The organism is Arthrobacter sp. JB02-1C (assembly GCF_057748045.1).
In genome coordinates this window covers 44553-62558 of record NZ_CM173235.1, presented here as the reverse complement: position 1 = coordinate 62558, position 18006 = coordinate 44553, and the positions used below count along the sequence as shown (strand labels likewise).

At 69.9% G+C, this 18006-nt stretch carries 12 protein-coding genes; 7 read left to right on the top strand and 5 right to left on the bottom strand.

What is annotated here, in order from left to right; genetic code table 11:
* Positions 1 to 4: 4 nt before the first annotated feature.
* Positions 5 to 1336 (top strand): glutamate-1-semialdehyde 2,1-aminomutase, encoded by a 1332-nt coding sequence (hemL, locus tag AC3ANP_RS00245; protein ID WP_488331394.1) that lies wholly within the window; start codon positions 5 to 7, stop codon positions 1334 to 1336.
* 88 nt (positions 1337 to 1424) lie between these two features.
* Here the strand turns inward: hemL and AC3ANP_RS00240 are convergent, their stop codons facing one another.
* The 4 genes from AC3ANP_RS00240 to AC3ANP_RS00225 all read right to left on the bottom strand — a co-directional run bounded on the left by AC3ANP_RS00240 (position 1425) and on the right by AC3ANP_RS00225 (position 4899).
* Complete coding sequence (locus AC3ANP_RS00240; RefSeq protein WP_488331393.1) at positions 1425 to 2162, bottom strand: amino acid ABC transporter ATP-binding protein; 738 nt, start codon at positions 2160 to 2162, stop codon at positions 1425 to 1427.
* Complete coding sequence (locus tag AC3ANP_RS00235; protein WP_488331392.1) at positions 2159 to 2923, bottom strand: amino acid ABC transporter permease; 765 nt, start codon at positions 2921 to 2923, stop codon at positions 2159 to 2161. Before AC3ANP_RS00235 ends, AC3ANP_RS00240 begins: the two co-directional genes overlap by 4 nt.
* A 12-nt stretch (positions 2924 to 2935) precedes the next feature.
* Positions 2936 to 3886, bottom strand: coding sequence for an ABC transporter substrate-binding protein (locus AC3ANP_RS00230; protein ID WP_488333108.1), 951 nt, complete (start codon positions 3884 to 3886; stop codon positions 2936 to 2938).
* A 302-nt stretch (positions 3887 to 4188) separates the two neighbouring features.
* Positions 4189 to 4899: an exonuclease domain-containing protein gene (locus AC3ANP_RS00225; RefSeq protein ID WP_488331391.1), complete on the bottom strand. Its 711-nt coding sequence runs from the start codon at positions 4897 to 4899 to the stop codon at positions 4189 to 4191.
* 72 nt (positions 4900 to 4971) lie between these two features.
* Here AC3ANP_RS00225 and AC3ANP_RS00220 point away from each other — a divergent pair, with 72 nt between their 5' ends.
* The 3 genes from AC3ANP_RS00220 to AC3ANP_RS00210 all read left to right on the top strand — a co-directional run bounded on the left by AC3ANP_RS00220 (position 4972) and on the right by AC3ANP_RS00210 (position 12343).
* Positions 4972 to 5388, top strand: a complete 417-nt coding sequence (locus AC3ANP_RS00220; protein WP_488331390.1) for an MGMT family protein — start codon at positions 4972 to 4974, stop codon at positions 5386 to 5388.
* Positions 5389 to 5483: 95 nt separating this feature from the next.
* Positions 5484 to 8816 (top strand): ATP-dependent helicase, encoded by a 3333-nt coding sequence (locus tag AC3ANP_RS00215; RefSeq protein WP_488333107.1) that lies wholly within the window; start codon positions 5484 to 5486, stop codon positions 8814 to 8816.
* Positions 8813 to 12343: an ATP-dependent helicase gene (locus AC3ANP_RS00210; RefSeq protein WP_488331389.1), complete on the top strand. Its 3531-nt coding sequence runs from the start codon at positions 8813 to 8815 to the stop codon at positions 12341 to 12343. Before AC3ANP_RS00215 ends, AC3ANP_RS00210 begins: the two co-directional genes overlap by 4 nt.
* Here the strand turns inward: AC3ANP_RS00210 and AC3ANP_RS00205 are convergent.
* Positions 12340 to 13716 (bottom strand): macrolide 2'-phosphotransferase, encoded by a 1377-nt coding sequence (locus AC3ANP_RS00205; protein ID WP_488331388.1) that lies wholly within the window; start codon positions 13714 to 13716, stop codon positions 12340 to 12342. The two genes, AC3ANP_RS00210 and AC3ANP_RS00205, sit on opposite strands and share 4 nt — an antisense overlap.
* A 262-nt stretch (positions 13717 to 13978) precedes the next feature.
* Between AC3ANP_RS00205 and nudC the strand changes: the two genes are divergently transcribed.
* The 3 genes from nudC to AC3ANP_RS00190 all read left to right on the top strand — a co-directional run bounded on the left by nudC (position 13979) and on the right by AC3ANP_RS00190 (position 18002).
* Positions 13979 to 15064, top strand: a complete 1086-nt coding sequence (gene nudC, locus AC3ANP_RS00200; RefSeq protein WP_488333106.1) for an NAD(+) diphosphatase — start codon at positions 13979 to 13981, stop codon at positions 15062 to 15064.
* A 182-nt stretch (positions 15065 to 15246) separates the two neighbouring features.
* Positions 15247 to 17349: an ATP-dependent DNA helicase UvrD2 gene (locus tag AC3ANP_RS00195; protein WP_488333105.1), complete on the top strand. Its 2103-nt coding sequence runs from the start codon at positions 15247 to 15249 to the stop codon at positions 17347 to 17349.
* Complete coding sequence (locus AC3ANP_RS00190; RefSeq protein WP_488331387.1) at positions 17349 to 18002, top strand: M48 metallopeptidase family protein; 654 nt, start codon at positions 17349 to 17351, stop codon at positions 18000 to 18002. The genes AC3ANP_RS00195 and AC3ANP_RS00190 overlap by 1 nt, the downstream gene beginning before the upstream one ends.
* Positions 18003 to 18006: the final 4 nt, after the last annotated feature.

The window sequence follows — 18006 nt, the reverse complement described above, 5'->3', positions numbered from 1 at the left end:
AACCATGACTTCCAGCCACCCTCGCAATGAGGAACTCTTCGACCGCGCCCGCCAGCTGATGCCGGGCGGGGTGAACTCTCCGGTCCGGGCCTTCGGCTCGGTGGGCGGCACGCCGCGCTTCATGGTCTCCGCGAAGGGCCCGTACCTGACCGACGCCGATGGCGCCGAGTACGTGGACCTGGTTTGTTCCTGGGGCCCGGCGCTGCTGGGCCACGCCCACCCGGCCGTCCTGGACGCGGTCCACGCCGCCGTCGACCGCGGACTGTCCTTCGGCGCGTCCACGCCGGATGAGGCCAACCTCGCCGCGATCGTGAAGGAGCGCGTCCCGGCCGCCGAACGGGTGCGGATGGTGTCCACCGGCACCGAAGCGACCATGACCGCCATCCGGCTGGCCCGCGGCTACACCGGGCGCGACCTCGTGATCAAGTTCGCCGGCTGCTACCACGGCCACCTGGACGGACTCCTCGCCGCCGCCGGCTCCGGGCTCGCGACGCTGGCGCTGCCCGGGTCGGCCGGTGTCACCGCCGCCACGGCCGCCGAGACCCTGGTGCTGCCCTACAACGACCTTGCCGCCGTCGAAGCCGCCTTCGCCAAGCACGGACCCAACATCGCCGCCGTGATCACCGAGGCCGCGCCGGCGAACATGGGCGTGGTCACCCCGGGCGAGGGCTTCAACGCCGGCCTGGCCCGGATCACCCGGGAGCACGGCGCGCTGCTGATCCTCGATGAGGTCCTCACCGGGTTCCGGACCGGCTATTCGGGCTACTGGGGCCTCACCGGCGGTGCCGCCGACGCCGCGGAGCCCTGGACCCCGGACCTGCTGACCTTCGGCAAGGTGATTGGCGGGGGCATGCCGACGGCGGCCCTCGGCGGCCGCGCCGACGTGATGGACTACCTCGCCCCGGTGGGCCCGGTCTACCAGGCCGGCACCCTCTCGGGGAACCCGGTGGCGATGGCCGCGGGCGTCGCGACCCTGACGCACGCCACCGAAGAGGTCTACTCCTTCGTGGACGCCCGTTCGCTGGAACTTTCCGGCGCCGTGTCTACGGCGCTGGACGCCGCCGGGGTGGACCACTCCATCCAGCGCGCCGGGAACCTGTTCTCGGTGGCCTTCGGCACCTCGGCCCGCGGCGTCCACAACTACGACGACGCGCAGGGCCAGGAAGTCTTCCGGTACGCGCCGTTCTTCCACTCGATGCTGGACTCCGGGGTGTACCTGCCGCCGTCGGTGTTCGAAGCCTGGTTCCTCTCGGCCGCGCACGACGACGCCGCGATGAACCGGATCTTCGACGCGCTGCCTGCGGCAGCGAAGGCCGCTGCCGCAGCGCAACCGTAGGCCACACAGCGCGCGGCGTCCGCCGTCGTCCTGCTTAAACATTTTCGGCACCCGCCGTAGCGGGTGCCGAAAATGTTTCAGCGGCGCTCTAGAGGACGTCCGAAAGGAAGCCCTTCAGCCGCTCGGTCCGTGGCTCCGTGAAGAGTTGTTCCGGCGGTCCGGTCTCCACGACGACGCCCGCATCCATAAAGGTCACGGTGTCGGACACGTTCCTCGAGAAGCCCATTTCGTGGGTTACCACCACCATGGTCATGCCGCCCTTGGCCAGGTCCGTCATGAGCGCCAGGACCCCCTTGACCAGTTCCGGATCCAGGGCGGACGTAGCCTCGTCGAAGAACATCACCTCGGGTTTCATCGCCAGGGCACGGGCAATGGCGACACGCTGCTGCTGGCCGCCGGAGAGGATTGCCGGCCGGGAATCGGCCTTGTGCTTCAAACCGACGAGGTCCAGTTGGGCCAGGGCCTCATCCCGGGCCTGGTCCTTGGAAAGCCCGCGCAGCTTCCGCAAGGCCAGGGACACGTTCTCCGCGACGGTCTTGTGCGGGAACAGGTTGAACTGTTGGAAGACCATGCCGATCCGGCGTCGGAGTTCGTCCGGGTTGTCCTTCAGGACCGACCGCCCGTCGAGCAGGATGTCGCCCTGCTCGGGTTCGATCAACCGGTTCATGACCCGCAAGAGGGTGGATTTCCCCGACCCCGAGGGGCCGATCACCGACGCGGTGGAGCCCTTCTCGACGTGCAGGTCGATGCCGCGCAGGACCCGGTTGGATCCGAAGGACAGGTGGATGTTCCGTGCCGTCAGCGTTCCGGATGCGAACTCGCTCATGCGTGGGCGCCCTTTCCGACGACGGCGGCTGCCTCGTCCGGTTCTTTCTTCTCCGGCCGGCCGGAGCGCAGCCGGCGGTCGATCCAGTTCACGAAGTGCGTCAGGGGCACGGTGAGCGCCAGGTAGAACACCGCAGCGGCCACGTACGGGGACAGGTTCCCGCTGGTCGACGCCGCGTCCTTGCCGATCTGGAAGATCTCCCGCTCGGTGGCCAGCAGCCCCAGCATGAAGACCAGGGATGACTCCTTGATCAGCGCAATGAACTGGTTGACCAGGGCCGGCAGGACCCGGCGGACGCCCTGGGGCACGACGACCAGGCGCATCGCCGGGCCGTAGCCGAAGCCCAGGGCCCGGGTTGCTTCGAGCTGGCCCTTGTCAACGCTCTGGATCCCGGAGCGGAAGATCTCACCGATGTAGGCCGCCGACATCAGGGACAGTGCAGCGATCGCCATCGGATACGGACTGGTGGATCCGGTCAGCTGGCGGACAATCGGCCCGAAACCGAGCCCGATCACCAGGATCGTGAGGATGGGCGGCAGGCCCCGAAGGACATCCGTGTAGATGCGTGCAACCCAGCGGGCAGCGGCGTTCCGGGAGATCCCCATCAGGGCAAGCACCATGCCAAGGACGGTCCCGATGACGCCGGACGCGATGGCCAAGACCAGCGTGTTCGGCAGGCCGACGGCGAACATCTTGGGCAGGACAGCGCCGATCGCCTTCCAGTCGAGGAAGGTCTCGGACAGCAGAGTGAGGAAATCCATGGAACGTCCGGGCTACTTCGCGGGAACCTGGACAGCCTTGCTGCCCGGCTTCCAGCCCTGCGGGGTCTGCTCGGCTGCGGTCTGGCGGTCCGTGTACCACTGGGCCGTGAGCTTGGTCCAGGTGCCGTCGGCGATGACCGCGTCAAGTCCGCTGTTGAGGGCGTCGATCAGCGGCTGGTTGTCCTTGTTCACGGCGTAGGCGGTGAAGTTCTGCGTGTTGACGACCTTTTCGGCGATCTTGGTGTTGTCACCCTCCTTGACCTGGCCGGTGGCCTGCTGCGACGGTGCCACCCAGGCGTCCACCTGGCCGGACTTCACGTTGGCGTACACCGTGTTGTAGTCCGGGAAACGGACCGGCTCCAGCTTGAGCGTGTTGGTCACGTAGTCGTCCTGGACGGTGCCCTGCACGACGCCGATGCGGACGCCGTCCTTGAGGTCGGCGAAGCCCTTGACCTTGGCGTCGCTCTTGGTCACGACGGCCATGTAGCCGAAGTCGTAGCCGTTGGTGAAGCCAACGGTCTCCCGGCGCTTGTCCGTGGTGGAGATCGAGGAGGATCCGACGTCGAACTGCTTGTTCTTGACCTGGGAGAGCAGCGCGGAGAAGTCCGTGGAGGCGAACTCGACCTTGAGGCCCAGCTTGGCGCCGATGGCGCGGAGGAGCTCGTTGTCGTAGCCGGTGAACTTCCCCGACGGGTCGATGAAGATGTTGGGCGGGGCATCGGAAAGCGTGCCGACGCGCAGCGTGCCCTCCGTGATGAGTCCCAGCTTCGACTTGTCGATCTTGTCCAAGGCCGTGACGTCCTTGGTGGTGTACTTGTCCAGCGTCTGCTGGTCGCTGCCCTGGAGGGCATCGGTGGGGCTGCCGCTGGGCTGGGCAGCGCCGGAGCCGCAGGCCGCCAAGGAAGCGGCGAGGGCCACCGCAACGGGAACGCTGGTCAGCCACTTCAAGGCTTTGCTCTTCATCACGCATTCACTTTCGTCTGGAATCAGTGGGTTGCGGCGGGGACCGTCGGGGCCGGCTGTGCTGTCACAGGCGCCGGCGAAAATCGCGCGCACCGCGGAAGATAATTGTGTCACCCGTGGCCCGGTGCGCCTCAATTCGAATTACTTGGCGCCTACGGCCCTGCGGCTCGAACAATCTCCAAGATCGGCTCGGATCGTCCGGCGGCGCGGCGTCGCGGACCGGGCCGGACGGAACGATCGGCGCAGCGAAAGCTTCGGGCGCCAGTCGGGCGTGGCTGTGATTTGCGTCGCTCTTGCCGGCGCTAGAAGTCTCCGCGGCTGGCGTCTTCGGGTGGCAGAACCGGCCAGTCGCCCTCGATGACCGCGGCGGGCTTCGTCTTGCGCAGGTAGCTTTGGAAATCTGTCGCCTGCGCCGTGGCCCATTCGACCTGGAGCTGGTGCAGGTGGGCCGCCGGCATGCGGAGTTTAGGGAACTTCCCGGCCATCGCGTCCAGCATCCGCAGCGTCGCGAGCGCATCAGCGGCCGAGGTGTGGGCGTTGTCCAGGCTGACTCCGTATTCCTCGCACAGGGCGGTCAGGGTCCGCTTGCCCTTGCGGTACCGGTCCACCTGCTTGTTCATGATGTACGGATCCAGCACGGGAAAGCGGGTCAGCTGGGGGACGCCGTATCGGGCAGATTCCGCGGCGAGCACCGTGAAGTCATAGCTGGCATTGAAAGCAATGACCGGGACCCCGGTGTCGAAGAGTTCCTGCAGGACCGCTGCCAGCTCCCGGGTCACGTCGGCGGCGGGCCGGCCTTCCCGGCGCGCCTGCTCGGTGGTGACGCCGTGGACATCGCTGGCCTCGGTGGGGATTTCGACCCCGGGATCGGCGAGCCACTCGTGTTCCGTGATGACCGAGCCGTCAGCGTCCACCACGGTCACCGACGCCGTCACGATCCGCGCGGCGCGGGAATTACGGCCGGTGGTCTCAAGATCGAAAGCTGCGCGGGGAAGGGTGTGCCAGGTGCTCATGCGTCAACGCTACCTGCAGCCACCGACAGTGTTGCGGCGCCGTGCGGGGGACCACGCCGGTAACCTTGGTGCATGCGGATGGAGTATGTGGAGGCTGTGCTGGAGCTCACCGCACTGGTGCCGGCGGGGACCGCAGTCGCCTATGGCGACGTCGCCGAACTCCTCGGTGCGGGCGGCCCCCGGCAGGTCGGTTCCGTCATGAGCCGCCACGGCAGCGCCGTCCCCTGGTGGCGGGTCCTGAAAGCCAATGGTGAGGCGCCCCCTGGACACGAACGGGAGGCGTTCAGCCGGTATCTTGCCGAAGGGACCCCGCTGCTGGGCAGTGTCGCCGACTATGAACGAACCGGCGAAGGCCGTTGGCGGGTGGACCTCACGTCGGCCCGCTGGGCTCCGACCGAGCCGGATGTTGAACTGATAGATGCCATTGCCGAGCGGCTCGAACGTGAGCTGCACCGGTTGTCTGTCCCCGATGATGAAATGACCGTGTGAGTAGCCCGAGCAATCCCAACCAGACTGATACCAGCCAGACCACTGCAGAACACAACCGTTCCGCTGCCGCCGCGCCCCGGACGGCGGGGCTCCGCCTGCTGCCGCCGCGGACCCAGCACCGTGTCATTCCGGTGCTTTCGGCGGACCAGCGCGACGCCGTCGACGTCGCGCACGGCTCGGGCCCGGTGCTCGTTCCCGGCGCGCCAGGAACGGGCAAGTCCACCGTCCTGGTGGAGGCGGCCGTCCGGCGGGTGGAACGGGACGGCCTGGACCCGGAGCGGATGCTGATCCTGGCGCCCGGACGGCTCGCGGCCGACGCGTTGCGTGACCGTTTCACCGCCCGCCTGGACCGCAGCCTCAGTACGACGCCGGCGCGGACCTGGGTGTCCTACGCCTTCGACGTGATCCGCCGCGCCAAGGCCGAAGGTATCCTGCCGCTTCCGCGTGCGCCGAAGCTTCTGTCCGGTCCCGAACAGGACCTGATCATCAAGGAACTCCTGGAAGGCCATGCCCGGCCCGGACTCGAACTGCCCTGGCCCGATGACCTCGGCGCCGCCCTGCAGACCCGCGGTTTCCGGCAGGAGGTCCGCCAGCTTTTCGACCGGATTATCGAGTCCGGGCGGACCGCCGCGGATCTGGCGCAGCTGGCGCAGCGCTGCGGCCGGCCGGACTGGACCGCCGCCGCGGGGCTCTATGCAGAGTACCGGGATGTCCTGGATCTGCGGATGCCCGAATCCTTTGATCCGGCCGGGATCATCACCGCCGCGCGCCAGATTTTCCAGGACAGTCCGGAGTTCCTGGCGGCGGAGCGCCGGCGGCTGCAGCTGATCCTGGTAGACGATATCCAGGAGGCGAACCCGGCGGTGTTCGAACTCCTCGCTGACATCGCCGCAGGGAAGGACGCGATCATCACCGCCTCGCCGGACACCGTGGTGCAGGGGTTCCGCGGAGCCCGGCCCGATCTGGTGGCCGAACTGCCGCGACTGCTCGCCCCGGCGGGCGGCACCGTCCTGCAGCGGCCGCTGTGGACCGCGCACCGCCACGCGCCCGCCATCGCGCAGGCCTGGCAGGCGGTGGCGGAACGGATCTCGCTGCGCTCCGGCGGCGCAGCCGCGCGCCGCCTGAACCAGCCCGGCCAGCCCGGCCAGCCCGGCCAGCCAGATCAGCCCGGCCAGCCCGGCCAGCCGGACCAACCCGGCCAGCCCGGCCAGCCCGGCGGGACCTCGCAGGAAGCCCGCGGGCAGGGCACGGTGGAGGCCCACCTGCTGCCGTCGCCGGTCCATGAGCTCCGCTACGTGGCGCAGCGGATCCTGGAAGCCCAGCTCAACGAGGGCAGGGAACTGGGCGACATCGCCGTCATCGTCCGCAACGGCGGCCAGCTGAGCCAGCTGCAGCGGCACCTCGCCGGCCAGGGCATCCCGGTCCGGATCCCCGTGGCCGAATCCGCGGTCCGGGACGAGGTGGCGGTACGGCCGCTGCTGGATGCCTACGCCGTGGCCCTGGACCCCGCGGCGCTCACCCCCGAGTCCGCCGTCGCCCTGTTGACCTCCCGGATCGGCGGCGCCACGTCGATCGAACTGCGCCGGCTCCGCCAGTCCCTGCGCCGCGAGGAACTCCTCGGCGGCGGCGGACGCACCAGCGACGCGCTGCTGGTCGAAGCGCTGCTTGAGCCGGGTGCCCTGGCCACGCTCGGCATCGAAGGGCACTCGGCGCGGCGGGTGGCCAGGATGATCCGGGCCGGGCGGGACGCCGCTGCAGCCCCGGGGGGCAACGCCGAAACGGTGCTGTGGGCGCTGTGGCACGCCACCGGCCTGGCCGGGCGGTGGACCGAGGCTGCCCTGGCCGGCGGGGCGGCCGGAGCCCGGGCGGACCGGGACCTGGACGCCATGATGGCACTGTTCCACACCGCTGAGCGGTACGTCGACCAGCTCCCCGGCTCCGGCCCCGAACAGTTCCTCGAGTACCTGCTCAGCCAGGAACTGCCGATGGATACGCTGGCTGCCCGGGCCCAGCTCGAGGACGCAGTGGAACTGATGACTCCGGCCAGCGCGGCCGGCCGCGAATGGCCGGTGGTGATTGTGCCGGGGCTGCAGGAGGGCGTCTGGCCGAACACCAGGCTCCGCGGTGAGCTGCTCGGCAGCACGCTCTTCGCGGACGCAGTGGATCACGGCGTCGAGTACGCCCTGCAGCTGGACCCGCTGAGCAGGCTTCGGGAGATCCGGTACGACGAACTGCGGAGCTTCTCCACAGCAGTCTCCCGCGCCCGGGAGGCCCTGATCTGCACCGCCGTTTCCTCCGAGGACGACCAGCCCTCATCCTTTTTGGACTACGTCGCCCCGTTGCCCCCGGACCAGGACCGGCGCGGGTTTACCCCGGTGGAGCGTCCACTGACCCTCCGCGCGCTCGTCGCGGAACTGCGCCAGTACGCACAGCTCGAACCGGGATCCGCCGAGGCGTCCGAGGCGGCCGCGGTCCTTGGCGCGCTCGCGTCGGCCCAGCCGGCGGTGCCCGGCGCCCACCCCGAGAGCTGGTGGGGACTGCCCTCGCTGTCTTCGACCGACCCGGTGGTGCCACCCGGCGGCACGGTCTTCGTCTCACCCTCAAAGGTCGAAACTGTGCACAAGTCGCCCCTTGACTGGTTCGTGCAGGCCGCAGGCGGCGAGGCCGCGACAGATTTTGCCCGCAGCCTCGGCACCCTGGTCCACGCCATCGCCCAGGACCTGCCGGACGCCTCCGGCGGGGAATACGTCAGCGAGCTGGTCAAGCGCTGGCCGACGCTGGGCATGAAGGACAACTGGGAAGGCAAACTCGATTTTCAACGGGCCGAGACGATGGTCCGAAAGCTTGCCCAGTATGTGCTGCTCATGCGCAGCGAGGGGCGCAGCCTGCTCGGCGTCGAGCAGGACTTTGAAGTGAAGCTGCCCGATGTCATCCCGCCCGCCACCGGACCAGCCCTACCCGATGCGGCGGCGGCCGGCGGCGACGGGGCGTGGCCGGCCCGCGCCGCCGTGCTCCGCGGCCAGGTGGACCGGCTGGAAATGGACGCCCAGGGCCGTCTGGTGGTGGTGGACCTCAAAACCGGCAGGCGCCAACCCAGCAAGACCGAACTGGAACGCCATCCGCAGCTGGGCGCCTACCAGGCGGCGGTCCTCGCCGGTGGATTCACCGGCGCCGATGACGGACCGCCGCCGCTGCCCGGGGGCGCGGTGCTCGCCCAGCTCGGCACCAGCACCAAGAGCCCGGGCATTCAAAGCCAGCCAGCCCTCAACCCGGACGCGAACTGGGCGCTGGATTTGGTCGGCGAGGCCGCCAGCATCATGTCGGGCAGCACCTTCGAGGCCCGCCACGACCCGGCCAAGGGCGGCCACGGCTGCAGGCTTCCGGAAGTCTGTCCGCTGTGCGCACGAGGAAAGCAGGTCACCGAATGAGCGCCGACCACACCACAGTATCGCCGGGACGTCCGGGCGCAGCCGCCGGGCTGCCCGAACCCCGTTTCAGCCCCGCGGAGCTGTCGGCGCTGCTGGGGGAGAAGAACAGTCCCACCGCCGAACAGTCAGCGATTATTTCGTCGCCACTGGCACCGCGGCTCGTGATCGCGGGCGCCGGCTCGGGCAAGACCGCCACCATGGCGGACCGGGTCCTCTGGCTGGTCGCAAACGGCTGGGTCCGCCCGGAGGAAGTGCTGGGGGTGACCTTCACCCGGAAAGCGGCCGGCGAACTGGCCACCCGGATCCGCGCCAAGCTGACGTCCCTCGCCCGGATCGCGGCCGCGGACCCGGACCACAAAGTCTTCCCGGCCGGTCTGTTGAGCACCGACGCGCTCGAACCCAAGGTCTCCACCTACCACTCGTACGCGAGCGGGATCGTCTCCGACTACGGCCTCCGCCTCGGCGTCGAACGCGACGTCGTCCTGCTCGGCGGCGCCCAATCCTTCCAGCTCGCCAGCGAAGTGGTGGAAGCCTTCGACGGCGACTACGAGCATTTCCGCGCGGCCAAATCCACCCTGGTCAAGGCGGTGATTCAGCTCGCGGGGGAGTGCGCGGAACACCTGCAGGAGCCCGCGGAGGTCCGCGGCTGGCTCTTGGACCGGGTGGCCGAGTTCGAAGCCCTCCCTTACCTCGCCTCGGCCAAGAAGAACCCCAGCCAGGCGGCGGCGGACCTTGCGGCCTTGCTGCGTACCCGGGCCAGCGTTGCGGACATGGTGGGCCGCTATGCCGAGGCCAAACGTGCCCGCGGCGCGCTCGACTTCGGCGATCTCGTGGCTCTGGCGGCCCGGGTGGCCAGCGACATCCCGGTGGCAGCCCAGACCGAACGGCAACGCTACAAAGTGGTGCTGCTGGACGAATTCCAGGACACGTCGCACGCCCAGCTGGTGCTATTCTCGCGGCTTTTCGGCGGCGGACACGCCGTCACGGCCGTCGGGGACCCCAACCAGTCCATTTACGGCTTCCGGGGCGCCTCCGCCGGCCAGCTCTTCCATTTCGTCCGGGAATTCCCGGTGCGTGTCCGCGGCGCAGCGGACGCCGACGAGTACGCCGTCGCGCCGACGTCGTACCTGACCACCGCGTGGCGCAACGGGCGGAACATTCTTGACGCCGCCAACGCCATCTCCGCCCCGCTGAGTGCGGCCGCCGGCGAAGGCGGCGCCGCCGGTGCCCGGAAGACCGGCGGAGTGACCGTTCCGCCGCTGCAGCCCAGCCCGGCCGCGGTGCAGGGCAGGGTGGTGATGGGCCGCTTCGGCACGGACGAAGACGAGGCGGCAGCCATCGCCAAGGATGTGTTGAAGTTCCGCCGCACCGATTTCGACGCCGGACGGACGGAGGACCCCGCACCCCCGGCACTCGCAGTGCTCTGCCGCCGCCGGGCCCAGATGGAGTGCATCCGCCGCGAATTCGAACTGCAGGGCATCCCCTACGAGATCGTGGGGCTGGGCGGTCTGCTGGACACCCCGGAAATTGTTGACCTGGTGGCCACGCTCCGGGTCCTGGCCGACCCGGGCCGCTCCGACTCGCTGATGCGGCTGCTGGCCGGTGCCCGCTGGCGGATCGGACCCGCCGACCTGATGGCGTTCCGCGACTGGTCCAGCTTCCTGGCCCGCCGGCGTGGCCATGCCGGGTTTGCCGGGGCCGACGCGGAGCTGGAGGCTGACCCGGACACCGGCGATGCGGTCATCGAAGGGGACCTGACCGACGCGGCGAGCCTGGTCGAGGCCCTGGACTGGCTGCCCCGCCCGGAGTGGACTTCCGCGCACGGGCGGCGGCTCAGTCCGGCAGCGCGGGAACGGCTGCAGCGGCTCTCGGCAGAGCTCCGGCAACTGCGCAGCTTCATGGGCGATGACCTCAGCACGCTGCTGGGTGAAGTCGAACGAGCCATGTTTCTGGATATTGAGGTCGCGGCCCGGCCCGGCATCAGCATCCACCAGGCGCGGCGGAACCTGGACGCCTTCCAGGACGCCGCCGCCGGCTTCCTGCACACCTCGCAGCGTGTGGACGTGCTTGCGTTCCTGGCGTGGCTGGAAGCAGCTGCCGCCGAAGAAAACGGCCTCGACGCCGCGGCGCCGGAAGTCAACCATGAAGCCGTGCAGCTGCTGACTGTCCACGCCTCGAAGGGGCTGGAATGGGATGTCGTGTTTGTCCCCGGGCTGAACGCCCGAGCGTTTCCGAGCAGCCGCGACTCGCGCTGGAGCAGCGGGTCGGCCGCGCTGCCGTGGCCGCTTCGAGGCGACCGGGCGGACTTGCCCCAGTGGGACCTCGACCAGCCGGACCAGAAAGGCTGGCTGGACGCCGAGAAAGACTTCAAGGCGGCGGTCCAGGTCCACGGTGAAGCCGAAGAACGGCGCCTGGCGTACGTGGCCTATACCCGCGCCAAGCACGTGCTCTGGGTTTCCAGTGCGGCCTGGGTGGGTTCCCGGGCCGGCATGGCGGCGATGTCGCCGTTCCTGGCCGAACTCGAAGCGCTGAACGGGGCCGGAGCGGCGGAGATCCACCCGTTGTCCGTGCCCGAGGAGTCGCTGCCCGAGGAGAGCCCGCTGACCGCCGAACTCGAGCTCGCGTTGTGGCCGTATGACCCCCTGGAGGGTCCCGTCCACCCGCGCACCGGAGCGCGGTTGCGGCTCTCGCCGGGCCGGCGGGCCGGCATGCAGGCCGCCGCCGCGGCGGTCCTGGCGCGGCTGGAGCGGCCCGACGCGGGCGTGCTGCCCGCCCCGGAGCCGGCAGGGGCCCGGCGCCCGGGCCAGCCGCGGAAGGCTGGGCACCTACGCGGTCCAGCCGGCGGCTGGGCGCAGGAGGCGGCCACCTTGCTGGACCGCCGGTCCCGGCGGACCGCTGGCCAGGACGTGCACCTGCCCGGTCACATCTCTGCCTCCACCCTGGTGGACCTGGACGACGACGCGGCCGCCGTCGTGGCCCGGCTGCGGCGTCCGGTGCCCCGCGAACCCGGGATGTCCGCCCGTAAGGGAACGGCTTTCCATGCCTGGGTGGAGGAGTACTTCGGCACGTCCGGCATGCTCGACCTGGGTGAGGCCGCGGGCTCCGACGACTACATCGACGCGGCGTACGGCCTGGACACCCTGGTGGAGACGTTCCGCCGGTCGGAATGGGCGCACCGGGCGCCCGCGCACATCGAGGTTCCGGTCGAAACCCGGATCGGCGACGTCGTGGTCCGCGGCCGGATTGATGCCGTCTTCCGGGACGAGGACGGCGGCTGGGACCTTGTGGACTGGAAGACCGGACGCCGGCCGTCGGCAGGCCAGCTGAAGACCAGGGCCGTGCAGCTCGCGGTCTACCGGCTCGCCTGGTCGCGGCTCAAAGGGGTGCCGCTTGAGCGGGTCAGGGCAGCGTTTTACTACGTGGCCGACGACGCTGTGGTCCGCCCGCACGACCTGGGCTCCGCGGAGCGCCTCGAGGAAATCGTGACCGCGGCACTCGGGGCCTCCGGACGCCGGCAGCCGCGCTAGGAGCGGGCTTCCGGGACCACGGTGAGTGCCGTGGTGGCGGTGTCCGCCTCGGCCGGTTTGCTGCCGCCGTCGGAACCCTGGCCGGTCCCGCCGTCGGAGTCCTCGCCGGTCCCGCCGTCGGAACCCTGGCCGGTCCCGCCGTCGGAGTCCTCGCCGTCACCGGTGTGGCCCTCGGGGTGCACGCCGGACCCGTCGCCCCCGGCGGCAGGATCCTCGGAGTCGGGCGCCGGCGCGGCTCCCTCATCCTGCGGGATCGGTGTGACCTGCACTGCCGGGATTGCTGTGGGGGCAGGCGCCGGCTGCGGCCCCGGCGCCGCGCCGGTGGGAGCAAGCGGCTGCACGGCAACCGCGGGTTCGGCCGGCACTTCGGGCTCGATCGGCTGGACGGTGACGGCGGGGGTGCCCGGAACCGTGGAGACAGCGGGCTGCGGAAGCGGTTCGACGCTGATCGGCTGGCCACCGTGCTCGGCGACGTCCTCCGCCAGGACCGCCAGCATCGACTCGGCTTCTCCAACCATGTCCTGGTCTCCGGCGGCGAGGCCCTTGACCAGGTACTGGGCCAGGGCGAACTCCGCCGACAGCGCGGCGCGGCGCAGCAGATGCGGGTCCGGCGTATCCCGGCGCCTGGCGGTGTACTGCGCCAGGACCGTGTCCACGAAGTCCTGGTCGTTGGACGCAACCAGCCACGCCATGTCGTCGGCCGGGTCGCCGATCCGGAGGTCGGTCCAGCCGGTCACGGCAGTGACCCTGTCGGCCTCCACCAGCAGGTTGTCCTCGTGCAGGTCGCCGTGCACCACACTGGGGTTGAAGCGCCAGAGCGACACGTCCTCGAGGGCGTGCTCCCAGCGCCGCAGCAGCAGCGCCGGAATCTTTCCTGTGGTGGCGGCCTGGTCCAACTCGTTCAGGCGGCGCTGCCGGAACTCGTTCGGCGTGTAGCTCGGCAGGTCAGCGTTGCTGACCAAAGAATGCGGAAGATCGTGAATGGCGGCGAGGGCGGCGCCGAGTTCCCGAGCCAGCCCGGCGGATCCGGCACTGAGTTCCTCCACCGTGCGGGTTGCGCCCGACAGGTGGGAGTAGACGAAGGTGCTGAGCGTGCCCTGGCGGACGCTGCCAGCCACCGTGGGCATCAGGAAGGGCAATTCGGCGCGGATGCCGGGTGTAAAGGCCCGCAACACCAAAAACTCGGTTTCGAGCCGTGCGCTTGCCTCGGCGTGCTTGGGCGAACGCACCCGCCAGCGCTTGCCTTCGGTGTCAAAGAGAAGGGCGGAGTCGAAGTCAGCCGGATCATCCGGCGCGGAACTCACAGCGGTGGGGGTCAGTCCGGGGACTGCCGCTGTTGCAACGGCTGCCAGTTCGATTGGTTTTCTTCTCACGCATCCACGGTAGATTGAGCCGCCCCGAAGACGGCGATGCATGGCGGCGAGTCTGAAAGATCGGCGCGAAAATATCGTCCCGCGTCCGGCGTCGCCCCGCCCCGGCCGGCGCGATCACGGCGGCGGCAGCCGGGCCACCGGGCGGCCAGCCGGCGCCGGAAAAATATCAATTGTCAGCGGGGGTCGGTACGGTGGGTACATGAGCCTTGCTGAGTCACCCGAGTCAGGCACCGGCCACCAGACCGGACCGAACTATCCACTCATGGCGTCTGCGGCCACGGCCGTCCCGGCAGGGTCTGACCCCGGTGCAGGGTCGCCGGTGCCCTCGCGGTCCGGCGCCGTCCCGGTCAGCCCCCCGGCCAACCGGCTGCACGATAACGTGCTCCCGGTGCGTCCCGCACTGATCGATCGCGGCAGCGCCGCCAGGGTCAAACCCGGCATGCTCGCCGAGCTGCTGGGCTCGAGCGGGGTGCAGGCGATGCTCCTGTCCCGGCGGCAGGCCCTGGTCAGCGGCGAGGGCCTCGTTTTCGTCGACGCGGCCGGCCTTGCCGCCCGGCTCGCCGGAACCGCCTACGCGCCGGAGGAAGTCGTCTACCTCGGGTCCGCGCTTCCCGGAGCCAGCGCGGCTGAAGGGACACAGTTTGTGCTGTTCATCGTTCCCGAGCAGTTCGAGGTCCGCGCGGAGCCGTTCGAAGAGCACGTTGAGGGGATCCCTGCCAACGCGCAGTGGGCGGGCCTGCGCGAAGTCGCGGCCCGGCTGGATGCCACGGACACAGCCCTTTTCATCGAGGCGAGCGCCATCGCCAACTGGCACGCCAGCCACCGGCACTGTCCCAGGTGCGGTGCGGAGACTATCCCGGAGGCCGGCGGCTGGGTCCGCCGCTGCCCGTCGGATAATTCCGAGCACTATCCGCGGACGGATCCGGCCATTATTGTGACGGTGGTGGGTCCGGATGACCGGTTGCTGCTCGGCGGCGGCGGCCCGCTGGACGCCCGGAACTACTCCACCCTTGCTGGTTTCGTCGAGCCCGGCGAATCCCTGGAGCAGGCCGTCAGCCGGGAAATCGGGGAGGAAGTGGGCCTCCGGATCACCGCGTCGCAGTACCTCGGCTCCCAGTCCTGGCCCTTTCCGGCGTCGCTCATGCTCGGCTTTACGGCGACAACCACGGACACCGAGGCAACGCCCGACGGCGTGGAGGTCACCCGGGCCCGGTGGTTCAGCCGAACCGAGTTGCAGGACGCGGTGCTGAGCGGGGAGATCGTCATTTCCAGCAGACTGTCGATCGCCCGCGGCCTGATCGAGCACTGGTACGGGGGCGTCATCCAGGACCGGCCGGACAGCGCCTGACGGCCCCCAGCAGTTTTCCCGGCGCCCCGCCGGTAAGCCCCGCTGCGGCGCTGACGCCGCAGAACCTTCAACGACTAAGCAGCAGAGTGAACACAGATATATTCCAGTCCAGTGCCTTTTCGGCCGGAGAATCGCGTCCCGAGGGGCCGGCTACCGCGCCGCCGGCACCGGACGACCGCTCCCTGGAAGAGCGCATCCTCGGCGGCCTCGACGCCGAACAACGGGAAGTTGCCAGCACCTTGAACGGGGCCATGTGCGTCCTGGCCGGTGCCGGCACCGGCAAGACGCGGGCCATCACCCACCGGATCGCGTACGGTGTGCACTCGGGCGTGTACAGCCCGCAACGGCTCCTTGCTGTCACCTTCACCGCACGGGCCGCAGCGGAAATGCGCAGCCGGCTCCGTGATCTGGGCGTCGGCACCGTGCAGGCGCGCACGTTCCACGCCGCGGCGCTGCGGCAACTCCAATACTTCTGGCCCCAGGCCGTGGGCGGTTCGCTCCCGAACCTGCTGGATCACAAGGCGCAGATGATCGCCGAGGCCGCCCGCAGGCTGCGGCTCAGCACGGACCGCGCGTCCATCCGCGACCTCGCCTCCGAGATCGAGTGGGCGAAGGTGTCCATGCTCACCCCGGCCAACTACCTGGAGAAGGCGCAGGGCCGCGGGACGCCCGGTGGCTTCGACCTGACAGCGGTCGCCCGGGTTTTCCAGTCGTACGAGGACGTCAAAACGGACCGTAATGTCATCGACTTCGAGGATGTGCTGCTGATTACGGTTGGCATCCTGCAGGAGGATCCCAAGGTGGCGGCCACCGTGCGCGAGCAGTACCGGCACTTCGTCGTCGACGAATATCAGGACGTGTCGCCGCTGCAGCAGCGGCTCCTTGAACTCTGGCTCGGCGGCCGGGATGACCTCTGCGTTGTGGGCGACGCCAGCCAGACCATCTATTCGTTTACCGGGGCGTCGCCGAAGCACCTGCTCGGTTTCAAGAGCGCGTACCCGGACGCCACCGTGGTCAAGCTGGTCCGTGACTACCGGTCCACCCCCCAGGTGGTGAAGCTCGCCAATGAGCTGCTGTCGGGCCGGCGCAGCGGCGGCCCGGTGGCCGACGCCGCCTGGGCAACGCCGTTGCAGCTGGTGGCCCAACGGCCGGCCGGACCGGTACCGCAGTTCACCGAATGTTCCGACGACGAGGCCGAGGCTGCCACCGTGGCGGTCAACATCAAGAAACTCTTGGACGCCGGTACGCCGGCGAGCCAGGTCGCCGTCCTCTTCCGTACCAACGGCCAGTCGGAGGCCTACGAACGCGCCCTCGCGTCGGCGGGGATCGGGTACCAGCTCCGCGGCGGCGAACGGTTCTTCGCCCGCAAGGAAGTGCGGGACGCCATCCTGCAGCTGCGCGCAGCCACCCGGGCGGTCGGCGAATCCGGGGCCCCGGAACCGCTGGGCCAGCTGGTCCGCGACATTGTGTCCTCGCTCGGCTACACGGATGCGGCACCGCACAGCGGCGGCGCAGTGCGCGAACGCTGGGAATCCCTGGCCGCGCTGGTGGCGCTCGCGGACGAACTGGTGGTCAGCAGGGGAGCCCAGTTCAGCCTCGCGGACTTCGTCAACGAACTGCAGGAACGCTCGCTGGCCCAGCATGCTCCCACCGTCCAGGGTGTCACCCTGGCCTCGCTGCACGCCGCGAAGGGCCTGGAGTGGGAGGCGGTATTCCTGGTCGGCCTGAGCGAGGGCCTGATGCCAATCTCCTTCGCGGACACCCCCGAAGCGGTGGACGAGGAACGCCGGCTCCTCTACGTCGGCATCACCCGGGCCAAGGAGCACCTGTACTTGTCCTGGTCCACCGCCAGGACGCCGGGAGGCCGGGCCAACCGCAAGCCGTCGCGCTTCCTCGACGGGCTGCGGCCGGACTCGACAGTCAGCTCCTCCATCCGCGGCAAGGGCGCCGCGCCGCGGCGAAAGGCCGCCGTGCCCGCGTCGTGCCGGGTCTGCGGAAGCATGCTGTCCAGCGGCGCCGAGCGCAAGGTGGGCCGCTGCAACCAGTGTCCGCCCACGTATGAGGAACAGACCTTTGAGGCGCTCCGGCAGTGGCGTAAAGAGGTGGCGCTGGAGGCCGACTTCCCCGCCTTCGTGGTCTTCACCGACGCCACCCTGACCGCGATCGCTGAGGCCAGGCCGGCAACGCTGGAGCAGCTGGCCAAGCTTCCCGGGGTGGGGGCGTCGAAACTCGAAAAATACGGTGACGCCGTGCTCGCGGTCCTGGTGGAAAGCTCCACGCTCTGATGCGCGGCCCGGCGAACGCTGGCGGAACGCCGTTGACCACCGCCGACGGCGCACCGGTGGAGGTGCGCCGGTCGGCACGCCGGCGCCGGACCGTGGCCGCGTTCTGGGAAAACGGCACGGCGGTGGTGGCCATCCCGGCGCACTTCAGCGGCGCCCAGGAACGGGAATGGGTGCAGCGGATGCTGGAAAAGCTCCGCCGGCAGGGGAGCAGGGGCACCAAGGCAGCGGGCACCCGCAGGTCCGGCAGCGACGCCGAACTGGCGGCCCGCGCGTCCGCCCTCTCGGCCCAGTATCTTGCTGGCCGTGCGGTGCCCACGTCCGTCCGCTGGGTGACGAACCAGAACTCCCGCTGGGGTTCGGCGACGCCGTCGGAGGGAAGCATCCGGCTCTCCCACAAGCTGCAGCCGATGCCGCAGTGGGTGGTGGACTACGTGCTGCTGCACGAGCTGGCACACCTTCTGGTGGCCGCCCACAACGCCGCGTTCTGGAAGTTGCTGGCGGCTTACCCCGAAACGGAACGGGCGAAGGCCTTCCTCGAAGGCGTGTCCTTCGCCTCCGCCCGCGGCTTCTCGGACGGCGGAGGGAGCGGCCCCGGCGGTGCCGCCCCCGCGGAGAATCAGGACGCCGACGACGTCGAACCAGCCGCCCGCTGAGCGG

Bases quoted from the DNA above. Each gene is read 5' to 3' on its own strand.
- hemL (WP_488331394.1), top strand. From the start codon at position 5: ATGACTTCCAGCCACCCTCGCAATGAGGAACTCTTCGACCGCGCCCGC.
- AC3ANP_RS00240 (WP_488331393.1), bottom strand. From the start codon at position 2,162: ATGAGCGAGTTCGCATCCGGAACGCTGACGGCACGGAACATCCACCTG.
- AC3ANP_RS00235 (WP_488331392.1), bottom strand. From the start codon at position 2,923: ATGGATTTCCTCACTCTGCTGTCCGAGACCTTCCTCGACTGGAAGGCG.
- AC3ANP_RS00230 (WP_488333108.1), bottom strand. From the start codon at position 3,886: ATGAAGAGCAAAGCCTTGAAGTGGCTGACCAGCGTTCCCGTTGCGGTG.
- AC3ANP_RS00225 (WP_488331391.1), bottom strand. From the start codon at position 4,899: ATGAGCACCTGGCACACCCTTCCCCGCGCAGCTTTCGATCTTGAGACC.
- AC3ANP_RS00220 (WP_488331390.1), top strand. From the start codon at position 4,972: ATGCGGATGGAGTATGTGGAGGCTGTGCTGGAGCTCACCGCACTGGTG.
- AC3ANP_RS00210 (WP_488331389.1), top strand. From the start codon at position 8,813: ATGAGCGCCGACCACACCACAGTATCGCCGGGACGTCCGGGCGCAGCC.
- nudC (WP_488333106.1), top strand. From the start codon at position 13,979: ATGGCGTCTGCGGCCACGGCCGTCCCGGCAGGGTCTGACCCCGGTGCA.
- AC3ANP_RS00190 (WP_488331387.1), top strand. From the start codon at position 17,349: ATGCGCGGCCCGGCGAACGCTGGCGGAACGCCGTTGACCACCGCCGAC.